The sequence below is a fragment of the Acinetobacter pseudolwoffii genome, assembly GCF_002803605.1.
GTDB lineage: Bacteria > Pseudomonadota > Gammaproteobacteria > Pseudomonadales > Moraxellaceae > Acinetobacter > Acinetobacter pseudolwoffii.
Genome location: NZ_PHRG01000001.1, coordinates 299,028 through 317,317, shown reverse-complemented (window position 1 = coordinate 317,317; position 18,290 = coordinate 299,028). Strand labels below are relative to the sequence as shown.

Below are 18,290 nucleotides of genomic sequence, written 5' to 3'. Positions count from 1 at the left end.
ATCTTATGAATATTACATGTCCTTATTGCCATTCCGAAAACGTTAGCCGTGTGATTGACCAGCAGTCCTCCAGTCAGGGCAGCCTGTCTTCCATGACTTGTGCCGGTATTGGTGCCAGCATCTCTAAAAGCCTACCCATGCCGATCTCTCCGTGGATGGGTGGAATTGCAGGGGCAGTCGTCGGTGGATTGATTGATAGTTTCATCCAGCCCTCCCGACCAGTAGCGACACCCGTTCGTTACTTCCACTGTCACCATTGCCAACGCAATTTTGATTAACCCACTTTAGGAGAAAGGATATGGCGCATCAAGTCGAACAAATGGCTTATGTCGGTGATACACCTTGGCATGGCTTGGGTAATCAACTGACACAGAATCAGCCGATTGAAGTTTGGGCACAGCAGGCAGGGATGGATTGGCGGATTGAATCCTCCGATGTTAGCTACATGGCCCAGAATGAACGCGGGCAGAGCATCATCATGCCTTATGAAGAACAGCGAGTGCTGTATCGTTCCGATACTCATGCTCCCTTGTCTGTGGTCAGTCAGCGGTATCAGGAAGTCCAGCCTATGGAAATTTTGGAGTTCTATCGGGATCTAACTGAGCAATCTGGCTTTGAGCTGGAAACCGCGGGTGTACTTAAAGGGGGTAAGAAGTTTTGGGCATTAGCACGTACCGGGCAATCTACGGCACTGAAGGGCAAGGATGTCAGTAATGGTTATATCTTATTGGCAACCGCATGTGACGGTACGTTGGCCACCACAGCACAGTTCACCAATATCCGTGTGGTCTGCAATAACACGCTTGCGATTGCCTTACGCGGACAGAGCAGCAGTGCAGGTGTGGTGAAAGTCCCACACAGTACTAAGTTTGATGCGGACAAGGTCAAACAGCAATTGGGCATTTCAGTTCGTGCATGGGATGAACATATGTATGAGATGAAACAACTGACTCAACGTAAAGTCACTCAAGGCGAAGCGGCTGCCTATTTTGATGCCGTGTTTAACAACACTAGCCTAAGCATTGCAGATCAGGAGGAAAACATCATTCAGTTTTATCGCAATATGGCTACTCCAAATCCAGCCAAAGAAAAGTCTGAACCGAATGGACGCGCTATGACTAAAGTCATGGACATGTTTAATGGACAAGGTCGTGGTGCAGAACTCAGCTCAGCCAAAGATACTGCTTATGGTCTACTGTGCAGTATTACAGAGTTTGCCGATCATGAACGTCGTGCCATGAGTACCGATCATCGTCTCGATTCAGCCTGGTTTGGTGCTGGTGCTGCGTTAAAGCAGCGGGGGCTGGAACAGGCCTTTCGTTTGGTGGCTTAAATACCATTTGAACTCATACTCTCAGAATACTGGTCAAGGATCATCGTGATCCTGCTTCAGTGAACATACTCCCTTTTGCCACATCTCAAGATGTGGCTTTTTTTATGCCGAAAATTTTACAGACCTCACTATTTATAAGGATCAAAGCATGAATCAGATTGCACCGATAAATCCCCCTCAACGAACTCATTTCCCAATTCCGAATGAGATGAATGAATCAAATACCGCAGCTAAACGAACAGCGACAGCCAAACGTTTAGCTAATACCAAAAATATGGATTATCAAGAATGGCTAGAAGTGCGTAAGCAAGGCATTGGCAGTAGTGATGCCGCAACCGCATGTGGATTGAATCCCTACATGTCGATGCTGGAACTATGGATGATCAAAACTGGACGTGCGCAGCAGAATGTTGATGATGACAGCTCAGGCGTTGCACCGTTGTACTGGGGCAAACAGTTAGAGCCATTGGTGGCTGAGTACTACAGTCTGCACACTAATAATAAAGTGAGACGAGTGAATGCCGTGCTTCAGCATCCCGACCCAGACAAAGCCTTTATGTTGGCAAATCTGGATTATGCGGTGGTGGGTAGCGATGACGTCCAGATCCTGGAATGCAAAACAGCTGGGGAACATGGTGCCAGGCTATGGCGAGATGGTGTGCCTTTATACGTGTTGTGTCAGGTGCAACACCAACTTGCGGTAACAGGCAAACAGGCTGCACATGTCTGTGTTCTGATCTGTGGGCATGAAACCAAAATCTTCAAAGTGACACGTTCTGAATCAGTGATTCAACACATCATTCAGGCAGAGCGTTATTTCTGGGAGTGTGTAGAAACGGATACTCCGCCATCAGTCGATGCCAGTGAATCCGCAGCCAAAGCCATTCTGCAACTCTATCCAGCGCATGTACCCTTGACTGTTGAAGATCTCTCGCAAAATGAAAATGCCAATTTGATGTTCGATCAGCTCATCAAAATGAAGCAAGAGATTCAGCATAAGCAGGAACGCTTTGACCAGCTGAAGCATCACATCCAGATGTTGATGAAAGATGCTGAACGAGCCACCTTTGCCAATGGCTCTGTGGTCTGGAAGAAAGCCAAAGACTCTATCAGCCTGAATACCAAGGCATTGCTTCAGCACCAGCCTGAACTCATTGAGCTTTACCCCCTTCAAAAGCCGGGCAGTCGTCGTTTCAATATCTATACCGACTAAGCCTATTTCAGCCCATTCAAATAGCGAGGCGCAAAAACCGCTCCCCGCCCTCCATTCGCTAGGAATAGAGGGCAAACGGTCGCGGCTTTTGTTGCTAGCAACGTTATTCATTCATTTTTAGTTGATTCAATTATTTCGAAACATGCTTCTTACATATCTACGGCTGGTCTGCTAGCAATAATCTATTTCTGTTGATTGGATTTATTGAGTGTCTTTGAAACACGTCTCTTACATAGCAGCGGCAAATCTGTAAGAAAATAAATTTAAGGATATTTTCCATGATTAAAGGTTTAGCGATTACACCACCAGCTCTAGGGCGTATCAGTATTGGTCGGGTAGTAGAAAAGAATGGCAAACGCCTACCGGAAAAAGATGATCAGTTCACCATTACTTCCCAGATCCAAAGCAAAGAGGGATGGGTCAAACATCCATTAGATGAACAGCTTCGAGCCAGTACGCCGAATCAAAAGCTACGCTCAGTCCCCGTCAGAATGATCTTTAATGATCCTGATTTGAACTTACGCGCTGAATACACCTTATTTGACCGACAGACAGGACGGCCAGTCTGTGTCGGCAATGGAGAAACTTGCCAGCGTTTAACTAATCAAGGGGTCGAGCAACATCCCTGTCCATCACCTGATCTATGTCCTCTGGCTCAAGGAGGGAACTGCAAACCTTATGGACGTTTACATGTGAACCTGGATGACTCGGATGAGTTTGGCACCTTCATCTTTAGAACCACGGGCTTTAACAGTATTCGGACTTTGGCTGCACGGCTGAGTTATTACCACGCAGCTTCAGGAGGCTTACTCTCTTGCCTGCCTTTGCAACTGACTTTAAGAGGAAAAAGCACCACACAAAGCTATCGTCAGCCGGTGTATTACGTGGATCTAACTTTAAGGGAAGGGATTAACTTGAATGATGCGATTGCTCAAGCCAGGCAAATTGATGAGCAGAGTAAACAAGCTGGGTTTTATCAGGAGGCTTTGGACTTTACGGCAAGGAAGGGTTTTGCCAATGCGCGATTTGAAACAGATATAGAGGAAGGGTTGGATGTGCTGGAGGAATACTATCCTGAACAAGAACAGAACCGGGCAGTGGAGCAACAAGTTTCGCCTGAAGGGTTTGTACAGGATATTCAGCAGGGATTGCAGCAAAGTGTAAGAGCTGTGAATTAGGCCAAGGTTGTGAAGTATTCAAATTAGTTTTTTACAGAACGTCCTGATTGTTTGAGCGGTAGACAGCTCGCTTAAACAATCTAAGGAGAATCAGTCATGAATACATTTATTGGTCAAACATTTCAAATGAATCAGCTTATCAATATCAAACAAGTTGTATTGTTTACAGGAGTAGGACGTTCAACTATCTATGAAATGATGGATGAAAATTCACCTTATTACGATGCCACATTCCCAAGGAAAGTTAAAATTACTCAAAATCGTATCGGCTGGTCAGCTTATGAGATCCATCAATGGATTGAAAGTAAGTTGGCGAGTCGAGAATAAGGGATGCTCTTAGCTCCCTTATTTTTTTGTTTTCTTGTACACTAAAAATGTCTTTTAGCCTAAGTGTCCGTAATGAAAACAATAGACTACTATAATAAGCATGCAGAAGAATTTACAGCTTCAACGGTTGAAATTGATATGGAAAGCCTATATCCGCCATTTTTAGCTGAGTTGCCCGAGGGTGCTCGGATTCTTGACGTTGGCTGTGGTTCAGGACGAGATACTCTGGCTTTTAAAAATAAAGGCTATCACATTGATGCAATCGACTACTCAGAAGAACTTATCAAAAAGGCAACGGAGCTGACGGGCATTCAAGTCAAGTATCAAAGCTTTTATGAGCTGAGTGAAGTGGCTGTTTATGATGGGATTTGGGCATGTGCCTCATTATTGCACTGTCAGCGTCATCGATTAGCTGAAGTACTGCAAAGATTGCTTCGAGCATTAAAGCCTGGTGGCGTAATCTATATGTCATTTAAATATGGGGATTCAGACCGAGAGAAAGATAGTCGAGAATTTACCGATTTGAATGAACAGCAAGCACAGGAACTATTAGCTCAATTTGATCAGGTCAGCTTGGTTCAACAATGGATTACGGTTGATAAGAGACCTGATCGAGAGGAAGAGTGGTTAAACTTGCTTTGGAAGAAAAATGATTAATTGCAGTCCGACAGCTCAAGAGCAACTTAAATTCCTTAAAAATATCCAACTGATTTTGCAGTCAGGTAGTTTTAGCAGTACCTATAAGTTCGCATTGCTCATTAGCCTGAGTCGATTAGCCATTGAAAAGGGTGAGGATAGTGGCGAGCAATTGGTGCTTGAGTACAGTGACATTGCTGAGAAGTTTATCGAACTGTATTGGAAACAGGCTGTGCCATATACTTTCAATGACGAAGGGCAGCTTATTTTAAATCAGAACAACGGTAAGCAAGCAGCGATTGTAAATCGAATCATTGAGCTAAGGCAGATTTATTCATCTCTTGGATTATTAAGACGAGATTCAGCTGTTTGGTCGAAGTTAGTTAAAGATGTGGCTCGCACTGTAAAAGAGATGCCAGTCCGTTACCTGCAAAACATGAATGGTCAAAATTTTGAGTTTTTATATCAGCTTGATCAATGTGGAAAGCAATTGATCCTTCTGCCTCAAGTCATGTTTTGCTTACGGCAGTTCAGTGAGATTGTTGAAGAACTTTGCCAGAAACGCTGGATTGACTATATCCGTAAGAACAGTACCAATGCGCCTGTTTTGAATCAGTTACCCAACCTTGAGCAATTCATGTTTGAGCCGAATCGAAATCAATTGAATGCTGTGGCGAATGTACTGGTTGAGCTACAAGACTGTAAATGCTTTTACTGTAATAAGCCGATGCGAAAAGGTAAGTATACAGTCGATCATTTTATCCCTTGGTCGATGTATCCATCAGATACAGGGCATAACTTTGTGTTGGCGGATTCCAGTTGTAATTCTAAGAAAAGTAATCTACTTGCATGTGATGAGTTTTTGCATAAGTGGTACGAGCGAAATGAAGATCAAGATTTGATTATTGTGGATAGAATTTCTGTATTGGGATTTCTGACAGATAAAGAGCGGTCGCATAAGGTGGCGGAGTGGGCTTATAGTCAAGGGAAAGAAAATAATTATTTATTGTGGATGGGTTGAATTTATAGGGGGAGAAATGGCACGTTATCAATATGCAAAAAATGAGAATGGCGAAATCGTTAAGGCGGTTGATCTAGTCGGACAAGAAGTAAAGGCTGAATATACTTGTCTTGGTTGTGACAATCTATTAATTGCTAAGGTAAATGGAAAAATCAAGAAGCCCCATTTTGCCCATAAAAATGTACTAGAGTGTAATGGTGAAACTTACTTACACCGATTGGGTAAACGTGCTTTTTTTGAAACTTATCAAAAATGTTTAGTTGAAAATGAACCGTTTTACATTACCTTCCATGTGCCCAAGAAGTGCCAAAAATTTAAAAGAACAATTCGAAAGCACTGTGATCTAGGTTATACGGAGAAACGATTTGATCTAACGAGTTATTTTTCACAAATACAAGTCGAAAAGAAGCATGATCAGTTTATTCCTGATCTTTTGTTGACTCGTCAAACCAATAGTGAGGACAGCATTTATATTGAAATTGCTGTGACTCATTTTCTGAGTGAAAAAAAGGAAAGCTCAGGTAAACGGATTATTGAACTACCATTAGATTGCGAAGAGGATGTTGAAAAAATCTATAAGGCCGATTTACAACAAAATGATGCTCTCTTTATTGGATTCAATCAGGAAAGTGCACCTATAGTTGATTCTGACTGTAAATGTATGCACAAAAGGTATTTCTTATTTATTGTTTGGGATTCTGGCAAAGCTTGGTTAGGCTTGGAATATCTGTCAGATATTAAAGCTAAATTAGCCAAGTACCAAAGTAAAATCGAATATAGCAATATTATTGAAACTGATCTGCAATTTGAAAATTCAAATGTACTGATGGGATATGCCCATGGGGATATGTTCATTTCTCAGTTAAAACTTGCGGTTGAAAAGAAAGTACCCGTGAAGAGCTGCTTTTTATGCAAATATAGCGGAGATAATTATAATTATACCGAGGGATTGCCCATTTACTGTAAAGCTAAAAAAATCGCATGTAATTCAAATCAGGCAGCGGAATGTGATTGGTATCGCTTAGCCTGAAATAATTTAACTTCATTCTGAAAGCTCATAAATTGATCGAATGTTTTCAATTTATTTCGCTATGATTCAACTCAATATTTAAACGAATTTATTTGGTCAGTCATGGCGATTAAAAAAACAGAACTATATTCTTCTCTTTGGGCAAGTTGTGATGAATTACGTGGTGGTATGGATGCGAGTCAATATAAAGACTATGTGCTTACCATGCTGTTCTTAAAGTATATTTCAGATCGTTTTAGCAATGATGACTTTGCCATTATTGAGATCCCCGAAGATGCAACATTCGATAAAATTAGTGCGCTTAAAGGGAATAAAGAAATTGGTGATAAGCTCAATATCATTATTCGAAAAATTGCCGAAGCCAATAACCTGCGTGGTGTAATCGACGTTGCTGACTTCAATGATGAAGACAAGCTAGGCAAAGGCAAAGATATGATTGACCGATTGACCAAGTTAATCGGTCTTTTCGAAGGCTTAAACTTAGCTGATAACCGTGCAGACGGGGATGACTTACTTGGTGATGCGTATGAGTATTTGATGCGCCACTTTGCCACGGAGTCGGGTAAATCAAAAGGACAATTCTATACACCAGCCGAAGTTTCTCGCGTAGTTGCAAAAATCGTGGGGATTAAAAAAGACACACCTAAAAATGCCACGGTTTACGATCCAACCTGTGGTTCAGGCTCATTATTATTAAAAGCATCTGATGAAGCTGAAAGAGGCTTAACCATCTACGGTCAAGAGATGGATAATGCAACATCTGCATTAGCCCGTATGAACATGATTCTACATGGTGATGTGGGTGAAGGTGCCAAAATTACCCAAGGCAATACTTTATCTTCACCTGAATATAAAGATGAAGCTGGTCAGCTGATGAACTTTGATTTTGCTGTTGCCAACCCTCCATTTTCTAGTAAGAACTGGACTAATGGTTTAACACCAAACAGTGACGAATTTGATCGCTTTATATGGGGTGTTCCACCAGAAAAAAATGGTGACTTTGCCTTTTTATTACACATTCTAAAAAGCTTAAAAAGCACAGGTAAAGCCGCTGTTATTTTGCCACATGGTGTTTTATTCCGTGGTAATGCCGAAGCACGTATTCGTGAAAACCTGATTAAGCAAGGCTATATCAAAGGCATTATTGGTTTACCTGCTAACTTGTTCTATGGCACAGGTATTCCTGCTTCAATTATTGTGATTGATAAAGCTGCTGCTAAACCTATTCAGTTTAATGAAGAAGGTGAAGTGACTGAAGGTCAAAGCATCTTCATGATTGATGCAAGTAAAGGCTTTATCAAAGACGGCAACAAGAACCGCTTGCGCCATCAAGATATTCACAAAATTGTAGATGTGTTCAATAAAGAACTTATTATTGAAGGCTACAGCCGTAAAGTTGATATTCATGCCATTGTTGCCAATGAATATAACTTAAATATTCCTCGCTATATTGATTCGAGTGAAGCAGAAGATTTACATGATTTAAGTGCGCATCTTAAAGGTGGTATTCCAAAGCGAGATATTGATGCACTACAACACTATTGGAACGTTTTGCCGAATGTGCGTGCTAGCTTGTTTGAAAAAGATCGTGAAGGTTATGGTCGCTGTTTAGTCGTTGCTAATGAAGTAAAGAAAACCATTCTAGAGCATGCTGAATTTAAAACCTTTGCAGTTGAAAGTTTAAAGCCATTTACAGCGTGGTTTGAACGTAGTGCATTTAAGGCGATTGAAAAAGATCAAAAGCCAAAAGACATCATGCTACGTGTCAGTGAAGATTTGTTGCAAAGTTATGCAGATGTGAAGCTATTGTCTAAATATGACATCTACCAAATCTTTATGGAATATTGGGATGAAGTACTACAGGACGATGTTTCTGTCATTACCCAAGATGATTGGGCAGGTGCAAAGCTTATTCGTAATTTAACTGCTGAAAAGGATAGCAAGTTAAAAGAAGTGCCTGATTTAGTGATTGGGAAAATTAAGTATAAAGCTGAAGTGATTCCACCGCATTTGATTGTGGCAAAGTATTTTGCAACTGAACAAGCAACCCTAGATGCAAAACAAGCAGAGCTAGATATTGCAACGCAAGAGTTGGAAAGCTTTATTGAAGAGCATACAGCCGATGAAGGTTTATTGCTTGAAGCTTTGAATGATAAAGACAAAGTGACTTTGGCAACCGTTAAAGCTCGCTCGAAACTTGCGGTTGATATTGAAGAAAAGCAAATATTGAAAAATGCTCAAAAGTTGTTTGAAGCAGAAGTAGCTTTAAAGAAAAAAGTCAAAGAGTTGCAAGAAGCATTAGACCTTAAAGTATTTACCAAGTACCCGACTTTAACTGATGATGAAGTAAAAGATTTGGTGGTACAAGATAAGTGGTTTGCCACTTTAAATAGCAGTATTGAAGCTGAGATTGAGCGTGTGACGCAGCAACTGGCAAATCGTGTAAAAGAGTTGAATGAGCGTTATGCAGAGCCTTTACCGCAAATTACCCAAAATGTTGAAGCTTTAAGTTTAAAAGTGGCTGAGCATTTAAAAGCAATGGGTTTGGAGTGGTAATGATGACTCAAAGCAATTTGACCTTTACAGAAAATCATGAAATTCCTGAAGGTTATAAAAAGACTGAAGTAGGGATAATTCCTAATGATTGGACTGTAGAAAGTCTTCAAAATTTATGTCGCAGTTCTATCACATACGGCATAGTTCAATGTGGACCACATATTCCAAATGGTATTCCATATATCCGTGTATCTGATATGAATTCATCGGAACTTAATGTAGATGAAATGCTAAGAACTTCTCCAGAAATAGCTTCATCATTTGGAAGGTCCAAAGTTGAAGAGGGAGATATTGTCTATGCTTTACGAGGGAAATTAGGTGAAGTAAAAATGGTTGGCACTGTGGTCTCTGGTGCGAATCTCACACAGGGTACAGCTAGGATTGCCCCAAAAAATAATATAGACAATCGTTATTTATTATGGACTTTACGTAGCCCTCAGGCGTTAAAGCAAGCTGTAAAAGAAGCTAAAGGAAGTACATTTGTAGAAATTACTTTAGGTAATTTAAAAGGCATTAGTGTGCCATTACCTTCTTCAAGAGAAGAACAACAAAAAATTGCCACAGCTTTATCCGATACCGACGCTTTAATTTCTGAACTTGAAAAACTCATTGAGAAAAAGCAAGCGATTAAAACAGCCACCATGCAACAGCTTTTAACAGGTAAAACTCGTTTGCCAGAATTTGCGTTGCGTGAAGATGGTACGCCTAAGGGTTATAAAGATAGTGAGTTAGGTCAGATTCCTGAGGATTGGGAGATTTATCCTTTAAGAAGTTTATTAAAATCTCAGCCCAAATATGGAATAAATGCAGCGGCAACTGCACTATTGGGTAATTTACCAACATATATTCGTATTACAGATATTAATGAGGACGGGAAATTTAGCCCAACAGAGAAGGTGGGTGTAAATAGTCCTTTATCTGAAAATTATATTTTAGAAAGAGGCGATATTGTTTTAGCCCGTACAGGTGCCAGTGTTGGAAAGTCTTACTTGTATGATGAAGATGATGGCGAATTAATTTATGCAGGATTCTTAATCAAGATTTCTCCTGCTTCAAATTTATTATGCTCTAAGTACTTATCATTATATTTTCAAACTAAAGAATATTGGGATTGGATTGCAACTAACTCTATGAGAAGTGGACAGCCTGGAATAAATGGTAATCAATATGCAAATTTGAAAATTGCATTACCAGCAATCAATGAGCAATTAAAAATCAGTAGGATTTTTATAGATATTGATAAAGAGTTAGAGAAATTAAAAATAAAGTTGAATAAGGTGAGTTTACTTAAACAAGGCATGATGCAAGAGCTTTTAACAGGTAAAACTCGCTTGGTTTAAGGTTACGGTTAAAAAATATTTGGGGGTAAATATGAAAATTGAAGCACAAGTAAAATCGATTGAAAAATTAAAGGACTATTTCTTTCTCGTACCTGACTATCAACGTGAATACGTATGGAAAGCAGATGATCAGGTCGAGCAGTTTTTAACAGATATTGATAATGAATACGATGAAAATGCAGATCAACAAGAAAGCTATTTTATTGGTTCAATTATCATTGTTAAAAACAAAAATAAGTACGATGTGATTGACGGTCAGCAACGTCTGACCACCATTACATTAACCTTGTGCGCAATTCGAGATTTACTCTCAACTCAAGAATCAACCTTAAATGATATACAAAAGGAGCATTTAAGTACCGTCAAGAAGCTATTGTATAGTTTTGATTCAGACACCGAACAACTTCTAGTTAGATTAGAATTACAGTATGAGGAAAGTAAAGATTTTCTCGATAAATTAATTAAAAAAGAAATATATACAGGTGAAGACACTGCATCAATTCAAAAGATGCGTGCAGCGTATAATCAAATTTATAGTTATCTGCAAAATTTTTTGCAAAAAGGGGTAAGTAACCTAACTAAGTTTGCAAAGTATTTTTATAATAAAATTGAGTTAGTGCTTATCGAATCTGAAGATATCGGTAGCGCACTCAAAATCTTTGAAACCATTAACCAGCGTGGTGCAAGCTTAAATGCGATGGACTTGGTCAAAAACTTATTGTTTAGACAAGCCAATGAAAGTCAGTTTAGTACCATTAAGGAAACATGGAAAAAAATTAATGAAGCGTTATTACGTTGTGGAGAAGATGAAAATCCACTACGTTTCCTACGTTACTTTATGATGGCACGTTACCACAACGGTATTTTACGTGAAGATGATATCTACAACTGGATTATCACAAAATCAGGTAAAGCGATCCTGAAGTACGAAACTCATCCGATTGAGTTGGTTAAAGAAATAGAATTTATGGCACAACGCTATGCAGATTTAGTCAATGCAACTAAACGCTTGAGCGATGGTAGTAACTATCCACATGTGACACATATTGGTTTTATTAATAAATATAAAGCTCGACAACATTTGGTCATGCTCTTGGCTTTGTCAAAAAATGCGGATAAAGCAGCTATTGATTATTTAGCTCAGCAAATTGAAAGTTTCTACTTTGTCACCAATACAGTGGGCATCTTAGGTAAAAGTAATGAGCACTCATTTGCCAATTGGGTGGTCTCGTTCCGTGGAAAAACGACAATAGAAGAGATTCAACAGGCTGTCGAAAAAACAATTGTGCCGTATGTGTTAGAACGCTTAGATAACTTAAAATTCAAATTCTTAAATATCCGTCACGATGGTTATAACCCACAATATCGTCAGCGTTTTATCTTAGGTCAATTAGAAAATCAGGCACGTACACAAGCTGGTCTAACGGAGTTTAATTTTAAACAAATTGGTCAATTAGAAATTGAGCACATTTTCCCACAAACACCAAAAGATGAGGTGTTGCCAGAAGAATTTTTGGATAAAGCGGAATATAACAACACCATCTATAAGTTGGGCAACGTTACTTTATTGGAAAGCGTAATCAATCAGGCAATCAATAAAATGAATGACCTCACAACCAATTGGTTTGAGCAGAAGCAGCAAGAATATGCAAAATCTAACCTATTGACCGTGAACTTACTCGATCACAAATATAACATTGGTAAACAGACAGCTATTACCCGTTTCAAAGACGATAAAAACTACATTTTTGAAAATTGGTCAAAACAAGCCATTATTGACCGTCAAAAAATTATGCTGGATCTGGCACTTGATGTATGGCGTTTTAATGGTCAGCGCCTTGATCAATATCAATTTCCAATTGAACAGAAAGATACCGCAAACGCATAAGTATTAAAGATTAGGGTAAAGGAATGAGTGAAGTCGGACAGCGTGAGCGAGTCACACAAGACCGTGTCGTTCAATTATTTAAAAATGATTTGGGTTATCGTTATTTAGGAAACTTACATGACCTAAATAATAAAAATATTCGTGAGCAAGATTTAAAAGCATGGCTGAAAAAACGTGGTATCAGTGATGTGCTTATTCAAAAAGCATTTCGCCAATTAGATATAGCCTCAGCATTGGGTGAAGGTAGAAAGCTCTACTATGCTAATAAAGATGTTTATGAATTATTGCGCTACGGTGTTAAAGACAAAGAAGGGCAAGGTGAGCAGAAACAGACGGTATGGCTGATTGATTGGCAAAACCCAGAAGAAAATGATTTTGCTATTGCTGAAGAAGTGTCTGTACAGGGCGAATATAAAAAACGTCCCGATGTCGTGTTATACGTTAATGGCATTGCTTTAGGTGTGATTGAGCTTAAACGCTCTACAGTAGGGTTAACCGAGGGCATTCGACAAAATCTAGACAATCAAGATAAGAAATTCATTCGTGATTTCTTTACTACCATGCAATTGGTCATGGCGGGGAGTGATTCCCAAGGTCTACGTTATGGCACAATCGAAACGCCTGAAAAATATTATCTTGAATGGAAAGAGGAAGTCGAGAATCCATATGCGCCCAAATTGGATTTACATCTGAGTTTGATGTGCAATAAAAAACGGTTTTTACAGATAATTCATGATTTTATTGTATTTGATTCAGGTGTTAAAAAGACCTGTCGCCATAATCAGTTCTTTGGTATTGAAGCAGCAAAACAACGTATTGCTCAACGAGAAGGCGGTATTATCTGGCATACTCAAGGTTCTGGCAAAAGTCTCACCATGGTATGGTTAGCCAAATGGATTCGAGAAAACGTTATTAATAGCCGTGTTCTCATTGTCACAGACCGTACTGAACTTGATGAGCAAATTGAGAAAGTATTTAGTGGTGTTGAAGAAACGATCTATCGGACACGTAGTGGCGCAGATCTGATTCATACCCTCAACACAATTAACCCGTCACTTATTTGTTCATTAGTACATAAGTTTGGCAGGCATGTTGAAGATGAAGAAGGTGATGGGGAGTCATCGGCTGAATTTATTGAAGAAATGAAAAAAGCATTGCCTCATAATTTTAAAGCGAAGGGTGATCTTTTTGTTTTTGTCGATGAGTGTCACAGAACACAGTCTGGCAAACTCCACGAAGCAATGAAGCAGATATTACCTGAAGCCATGTTTATTGGTTTTACAGGTACACCATTGATGAAAAAGGATAAGAAAAAATCTATTGAAGTCTTTGGTTCTTATATCCATACCTATAAATTCAATGAAGCAGTAGAGGATGGTGTTGTCCTGGATATTCGCTATGAAGCAAGAGATATAGATCAGCGAGTAAAATCACCGAAAAAAGTAGATGAATGGTTCGAAGCCAAAACTCGAAAACTCTCTGCTTTAGGAAAAACTCTTCTTAAACAGAAGTGGGGCACTATGCAAAAAGTGCTCTCAAGTCGTTCAAGACAAGAGCAAATCGTTGCTGATATTTTAATGGATATGGATACTCGACCACGCCTAATGGATGGTCGAGGTAATGCGATGCTTGTGTGTTCAAGTGTCTATCAAGCATGTACAGCCTACAAATTATTTAATGACACTGATTTAAAAGGCAAAGTTGCAATTGTCACAAGCTATCAACCTACGGCAGCCAGTATCAAAGGTGAGGAATCAGGTGCAGGTTCAACTGAAAAACTTGCTAAGTATGATATCTACCGTCAGATGTTAGCTGATTATTTTGAAAAGCCAGTAGATCAAGTTGGTGGTTTGGTTGAAGAGTTTGAAAAACAAGTAAAAGAAAAATTTATTAAAGAACCAGGTCAAATGCGACTGCTGATTGTGGTTGATAAATTATTAACTGGCTTTGATGCACCATCTGCAACTTATCTCTATATTGATAAAACGATGGCAGACCATAACTTGTTTCAAGCGATTTGTCGTGTCAATCGTCTAGATTCTGACGATAAGGAATATGGCTATATTGTTGATTATAAAGATCTATTTAATTCAATTGACAAGACTATTAAAGATTATACATCGGAAGCTTTAGATGGTTATGACAAAGAAGATGTTGATGGGTTGTTGAAAGATCGTATTCAGGCTGCAAGACTCGATTTAGATACTGCTTTAGAGATGGTCAAGGCACTTTGTGAGCCTGTACCTGCACCAAGACTGAGTCAAAATTATCAGCATTATTTCTGTGGAGAGTCTGGTTTAAACTCTGAAGAAATTAAAGAGAAAGAGGCACTGCGTTTAAGTTTATATAGATCGATTAATAAGCTTTTACGTAGCTATGCCAATATCGCAAGCGAGCTGACTGATGCTGGATATACAGGGCAGGAAATTCAATCTATAGAGAAAGATGTGAAGTTCTTTGAAAACCTAAGTAAGGAAATCAAAGCTCATAGTGGTGATGCTGTCGACATGAAAGTATATGAGCCGGCAATGCGTCAATTGCTTGACATGTACATTGAAGCTGAAAGTAGTGAAGAAGTTGTTAAATTTGAAGAGTTCGGCTTAATTGATTTGGTTCTTCGAGGTGATGAGGTGTTTAAGGGGGTACCAGAGAGTATTCGTAGAAATCCAGAATCTATGGCGGAAGCAATTGAAAACAACGTTAGAAAAAAAATCGTAGAGGAAAATCCAGTCAATCCGGCCTACTATGATCAGATGTCGGTTCTGCTCGACGAAATTATTGAATTAAGACGAAAGAAAGCGATTGAATATAAAGAGTATTTAGAAAAGATTCGCGATGTTGCTAGTAAAGTCACTCGACCAACGGGTAGAACTAACTATCCAGAAGAGATTAATACAGCAGGTAAGCAAGCCCTGTATGATAACTTTGGCAAAGATATTGAGCTGACCATCAAGCTTGATCAAGCCATTCAATCTAATAAGTTGGCAGCCTGGGTCGGAGATCATGCAAAAGAAAGAATTTTACTTAGGGAGCTAAGTCATGCTTTGGAAACTAGAGATAGAGATGTTCTAATAGCATACATAGAGTTGGCTAAACTACATCAGGAATATCATTGAGCGAAACGCTGAAAATTGGTTCTATTGATATAGAAATTCATCGTAAAGATGTAAAAAATCTAAATATCACAGTACATCCTCCATTGGGGGATGTACGTGTTTCTGCACCTTTAAGTATGTCTGAAACAGCAGTGCGAATGGCAATCATTGGGCGATTAACTTGGATCAAAAAGCAACAGGCAGATTTTAATGAGCAAAGAAGACAATCTAAGCGTGAAATGATGAGTGGTGAGAGTCACTACTTATGGGGTAAACATTATCGTCTGAATGTAATAGAGCGTCATGGAAAGCATGTCATTAAGAAGCATGGTCACTGGTTGGATCTTTATGTAAGCCCTAACTCGACCGTAGAAAATCGTCGTAAAGTCATTGAAGAGTTTTACCGTAGCGAGCTAAAGATAGCTTTAGATGAATTGTTAGTTGAATGGCAAAAAAGACTACAAGTTAAAATGAATGCTTATGGCATACGTAAAATGAAAACAAAATGGGGGAGTTGTAATACTGATGCGGCTCGGACTTTATTTAATCTTGAATTAGCAAAAAAGCCTTATGAATGTTTGGAATATATTGTGGTACATGAGCTCGTGCATTTATTAGTTCGTACCCATAATGATGAGTTTAAAGCTTTAATGGATTTGCATGTGCCAGATTGGAAACAAAGAAAAGCGCTGTTAAAGGATCAGCCACTTACTGATTTTTAGCTTTAGTTCATGATTAACTAAGGTCTGTACTTTTCTATATGCAAGTACTGCAATTGGGTAATGGTTGGGTAAACGTAACAAATTTATTATAAGAATATCAGGGGGAAATTGACCTAGTTCAACTGCCACCATCTCAATCTAAAAAAAATTTAGACGATTTCCAAAGCCCCATATTTAATACAATTTGATAAGATTTAAACCCTTCCAGAACAGCCTTGGCAACCAACTGACTAAAATGTTGAGTCTTCTATAAGCTACTTATTGATTAAAAATATCGTAGTAAGCCAAATGATTTTTAACCAAAACTATCTTGAATATTAAAAAAATTAGTTAAGTCATGAATTAATTAATAATTTATAAGTTTATGAAATTATTATTATTTTAATATGTAGAGCATGCAAATATCCTTCTTAAGAACTCTCAGAATCATTAATTTATACAACTAAGGTCTAGAATTTAAATTTTATATTGACTTGGTTTAGATTAAATTATATACATTAATAATGATACGAAACGTATCATTATACGAAGAATATAAGAATGGGATGTATAAAAAATGGTAGGACTAATTGGAATAGTCTTGTCCCTAATACTGCTGATGTATCTGGCATATAAAGGATTTAGCGTAATTGTTCTGGCTCCACTGCTTGCACTGTTTGCTGTTGCTTGGAGTGGATTGAGTAATGAATTACTTGGATTTTATTCTCAAATTTTTATGACCGGCTTAGGCGGGTACATAATTAAATATTTCCCACTTTTTTTGCTAGGTGCAATATTTGGGAAGCTAATGGATGACTCTGGCTCTGCACGAACTATTGCCAATTTTTTCGTCGAAAAATTAGGGCATAAAAGAGCTATGCTTTCGATTGTGCTCTCATGTGCAATTTTAACTTATGGTGGTGTATCACTATTTGTTGTTGGTTTTGCAGTTTTCCCGATAGCATCAGCACTATTCAAAAAACTTGGAATTCCGAAAAGATTAATTCCAGCTGCAATTATGTTGGGTGCTTTAACTTTTACAATGACAGCATTACCCGGAACGCCTGCAATTCAAAATGCAATTCCAATGCCGTTTTTTAATACTGATTTATACGCTGCACCTGGCTTAGGAGTTTTATCCTCTATCTTTATTATAATTACAGGAATGTGGTGGTTAAATAAGCGTATTGCCAAAGCAGATTCTCTAAAAGAAGGTTATGGCAATCATGTTGAAATCCATAGCAATGACGGTGCATTGACCACTTCGGGTCCAAGCCTTACCATTGCTTTTGCTCCCATTTTAGTAGTAATAATTACTAACTTGGTTCTTACTAAAATAATCTTACCTTCACTCGATACAGCATATTTAGCAACTGATAAATTCGGTAATGTTTCATTAAACTCAGTTGTAGGGCTTTGGGCAATTATTTGTGCTCTGGTCTTAGCATGTTTAACTATCATTATTTTAAATTGGAAAGCGATCGTAAATATTAAAGACTCAATACAACAAGGGGTCTCATCTTCGTTCTTACCTATTTTTAATACAGCATCAGAAGTTGGTTATGGTTCAGTTATAGCATCATTGGCTGGCTTCATTATTCTACGTGATTTCTTAGTTGGTATTGCACCAGACAATCCTCTTATCTCTGAAGCTATTGTTATTAATGTACTGGCTGGGATTACAGGCTCAGCATCAGGCGGCTTAAGTATTGCTTTAAATACTATGGGGGAAACCTATAAAAATTTAGCAATAGATAATGGTATTTCATTAGAACTTATGCACAGAGTAGCCTCTATGGCGTCTGGTGCCTTAGATTCGCTTCCCCATAATGGTGCAGTAATTACCATTATCACATTATGTGGATTAACGCATAAACAATCTTATTACGACATGTTTATTGTCGCTGTTGTAATTCCACTCATTGCTTTAGCAGGGGTAATTACCCTCGGAACTATGTTCGGATCATTCTAG

General features: G+C 38.7%; 14 protein-coding genes. All 14 read left to right on the top strand.

Annotated elements, in window-relative coordinates; translation table 11 throughout:
• The first annotated feature begins 5 nt into the window (after positions 1 to 5).
• The 14 genes from CWI32_RS01450 (at position 6) to CWI32_RS01385 (ending at position 18,290) form a co-directional block, all read left to right on the top strand.
• Positions 6 to 278 carry a hypothetical protein gene (locus tag CWI32_RS01450; RefSeq protein ID WP_100534745.1) on the top strand — a complete coding sequence of 91 codons (273 nt, stop codon included), beginning with the start codon at positions 6 to 8 and terminating at the stop codon, positions 276 to 278.
• Positions 279 to 298: 20 nt separating this feature from the next.
• Complete coding sequence (locus CWI32_RS01445; RefSeq protein ID WP_100534470.1) at positions 299 to 1,333, top strand: DUF932 domain-containing protein; 1,035 nt, start codon at positions 299 to 301, stop codon at positions 1,331 to 1,333.
• A 148-nt stretch (positions 1,334 to 1,481) separates the two neighbouring features.
• On the top strand, positions 1,482 to 2,546 hold the full coding sequence (locus tag CWI32_RS01440; protein WP_100534469.1) for a YqaJ viral recombinase family nuclease: 1,065 nt from the start codon (positions 1,482 to 1,484) through the stop codon (positions 2,544 to 2,546).
• A 278-nt stretch (positions 2,547 to 2,824) separates the two neighbouring features.
• Entirely contained in the window at positions 2,825 to 3,724 is a 900-nt protein-coding gene (locus tag CWI32_RS01435; protein ID WP_100534468.1) for a recombination directionality factor, read from the top strand.
• A 96-nt stretch (positions 3,725 to 3,820) separates the two neighbouring features.
• Positions 3,821 to 4,051 carry a helix-turn-helix transcriptional regulator gene (locus tag CWI32_RS01430; protein WP_100534467.1) on the top strand — a complete coding sequence of 77 codons (231 nt, stop codon included), beginning with the start codon at positions 3,821 to 3,823 and terminating at the stop codon, positions 4,049 to 4,051.
• 72 nt (positions 4,052 to 4,123) lie between these two features.
• Complete coding sequence (locus tag CWI32_RS01425; RefSeq protein ID WP_100534466.1) at positions 4,124 to 4,708, top strand: class I SAM-dependent methyltransferase; 585 nt, start codon at positions 4,124 to 4,126, stop codon at positions 4,706 to 4,708.
• Positions 4,701 to 5,708 (top strand): HNH endonuclease, encoded by a 1,008-nt coding sequence (locus tag CWI32_RS01420; RefSeq protein ID WP_100534465.1) that lies wholly within the window; start codon positions 4,701 to 4,703, stop codon positions 5,706 to 5,708. Before CWI32_RS01425 ends, CWI32_RS01420 begins: the two co-directional genes overlap by 8 nt.
• Before the next feature lie 16 nt (positions 5,709 to 5,724).
• Positions 5,725 to 6,738, top strand: a complete 1,014-nt coding sequence (locus tag CWI32_RS01415) for a competence protein CoiA family protein (protein WP_100534464.1) — start codon at positions 5,725 to 5,727, stop codon at positions 6,736 to 6,738.
• A 102-nt stretch (positions 6,739 to 6,840) separates the two neighbouring features.
• Positions 6,841 to 9,294, top strand: coding sequence for a type I restriction-modification system subunit M (locus CWI32_RS01410; RefSeq protein WP_100534463.1), 2,454 nt, complete (start codon positions 6,841 to 6,843; stop codon positions 9,292 to 9,294).
• Positions 9,294 to 10,634: a restriction endonuclease subunit S gene (locus tag CWI32_RS01405; protein WP_100534462.1), complete on the top strand. Its 1,341-nt coding sequence runs from the start codon at positions 9,294 to 9,296 to the stop codon at positions 10,632 to 10,634. Before CWI32_RS01410 ends, CWI32_RS01405 begins: the two co-directional genes overlap by 1 nt.
• Positions 10,635 to 10,665: 31 nt before the next feature.
• Positions 10,666 to 12,522, top strand: a complete 1,857-nt coding sequence (locus CWI32_RS01400; RefSeq protein ID WP_100534461.1) for a DUF262 domain-containing protein — start codon at positions 10,666 to 10,668, stop codon at positions 12,520 to 12,522.
• A gap of 23 nt (positions 12,523 to 12,545) precedes the next feature.
• Complete coding sequence (locus tag CWI32_RS01395; protein WP_100534460.1) at positions 12,546 to 15,638, top strand: type I restriction endonuclease subunit R; 3,093 nt, start codon at positions 12,546 to 12,548, stop codon at positions 15,636 to 15,638.
• The gene (locus CWI32_RS01390) at positions 15,635 to 16,339 is read left to right on the top strand and encodes a M48 family metallopeptidase (protein WP_100534459.1); all 705 of its coding nucleotides are present in this window, start codon (positions 15,635 to 15,637) and stop codon (positions 16,337 to 16,339) included. Before CWI32_RS01395 ends, CWI32_RS01390 begins: the two co-directional genes overlap by 4 nt.
• Positions 16,340 to 16,895: 556 nt before the next feature.
• Positions 16,896 to 18,290 carry a GntP family permease gene (locus CWI32_RS01385; protein WP_005400066.1) on the top strand — a complete coding sequence of 465 codons (1,395 nt, stop codon included), beginning with the start codon at positions 16,896 to 16,898 and terminating at the stop codon, positions 18,288 to 18,290.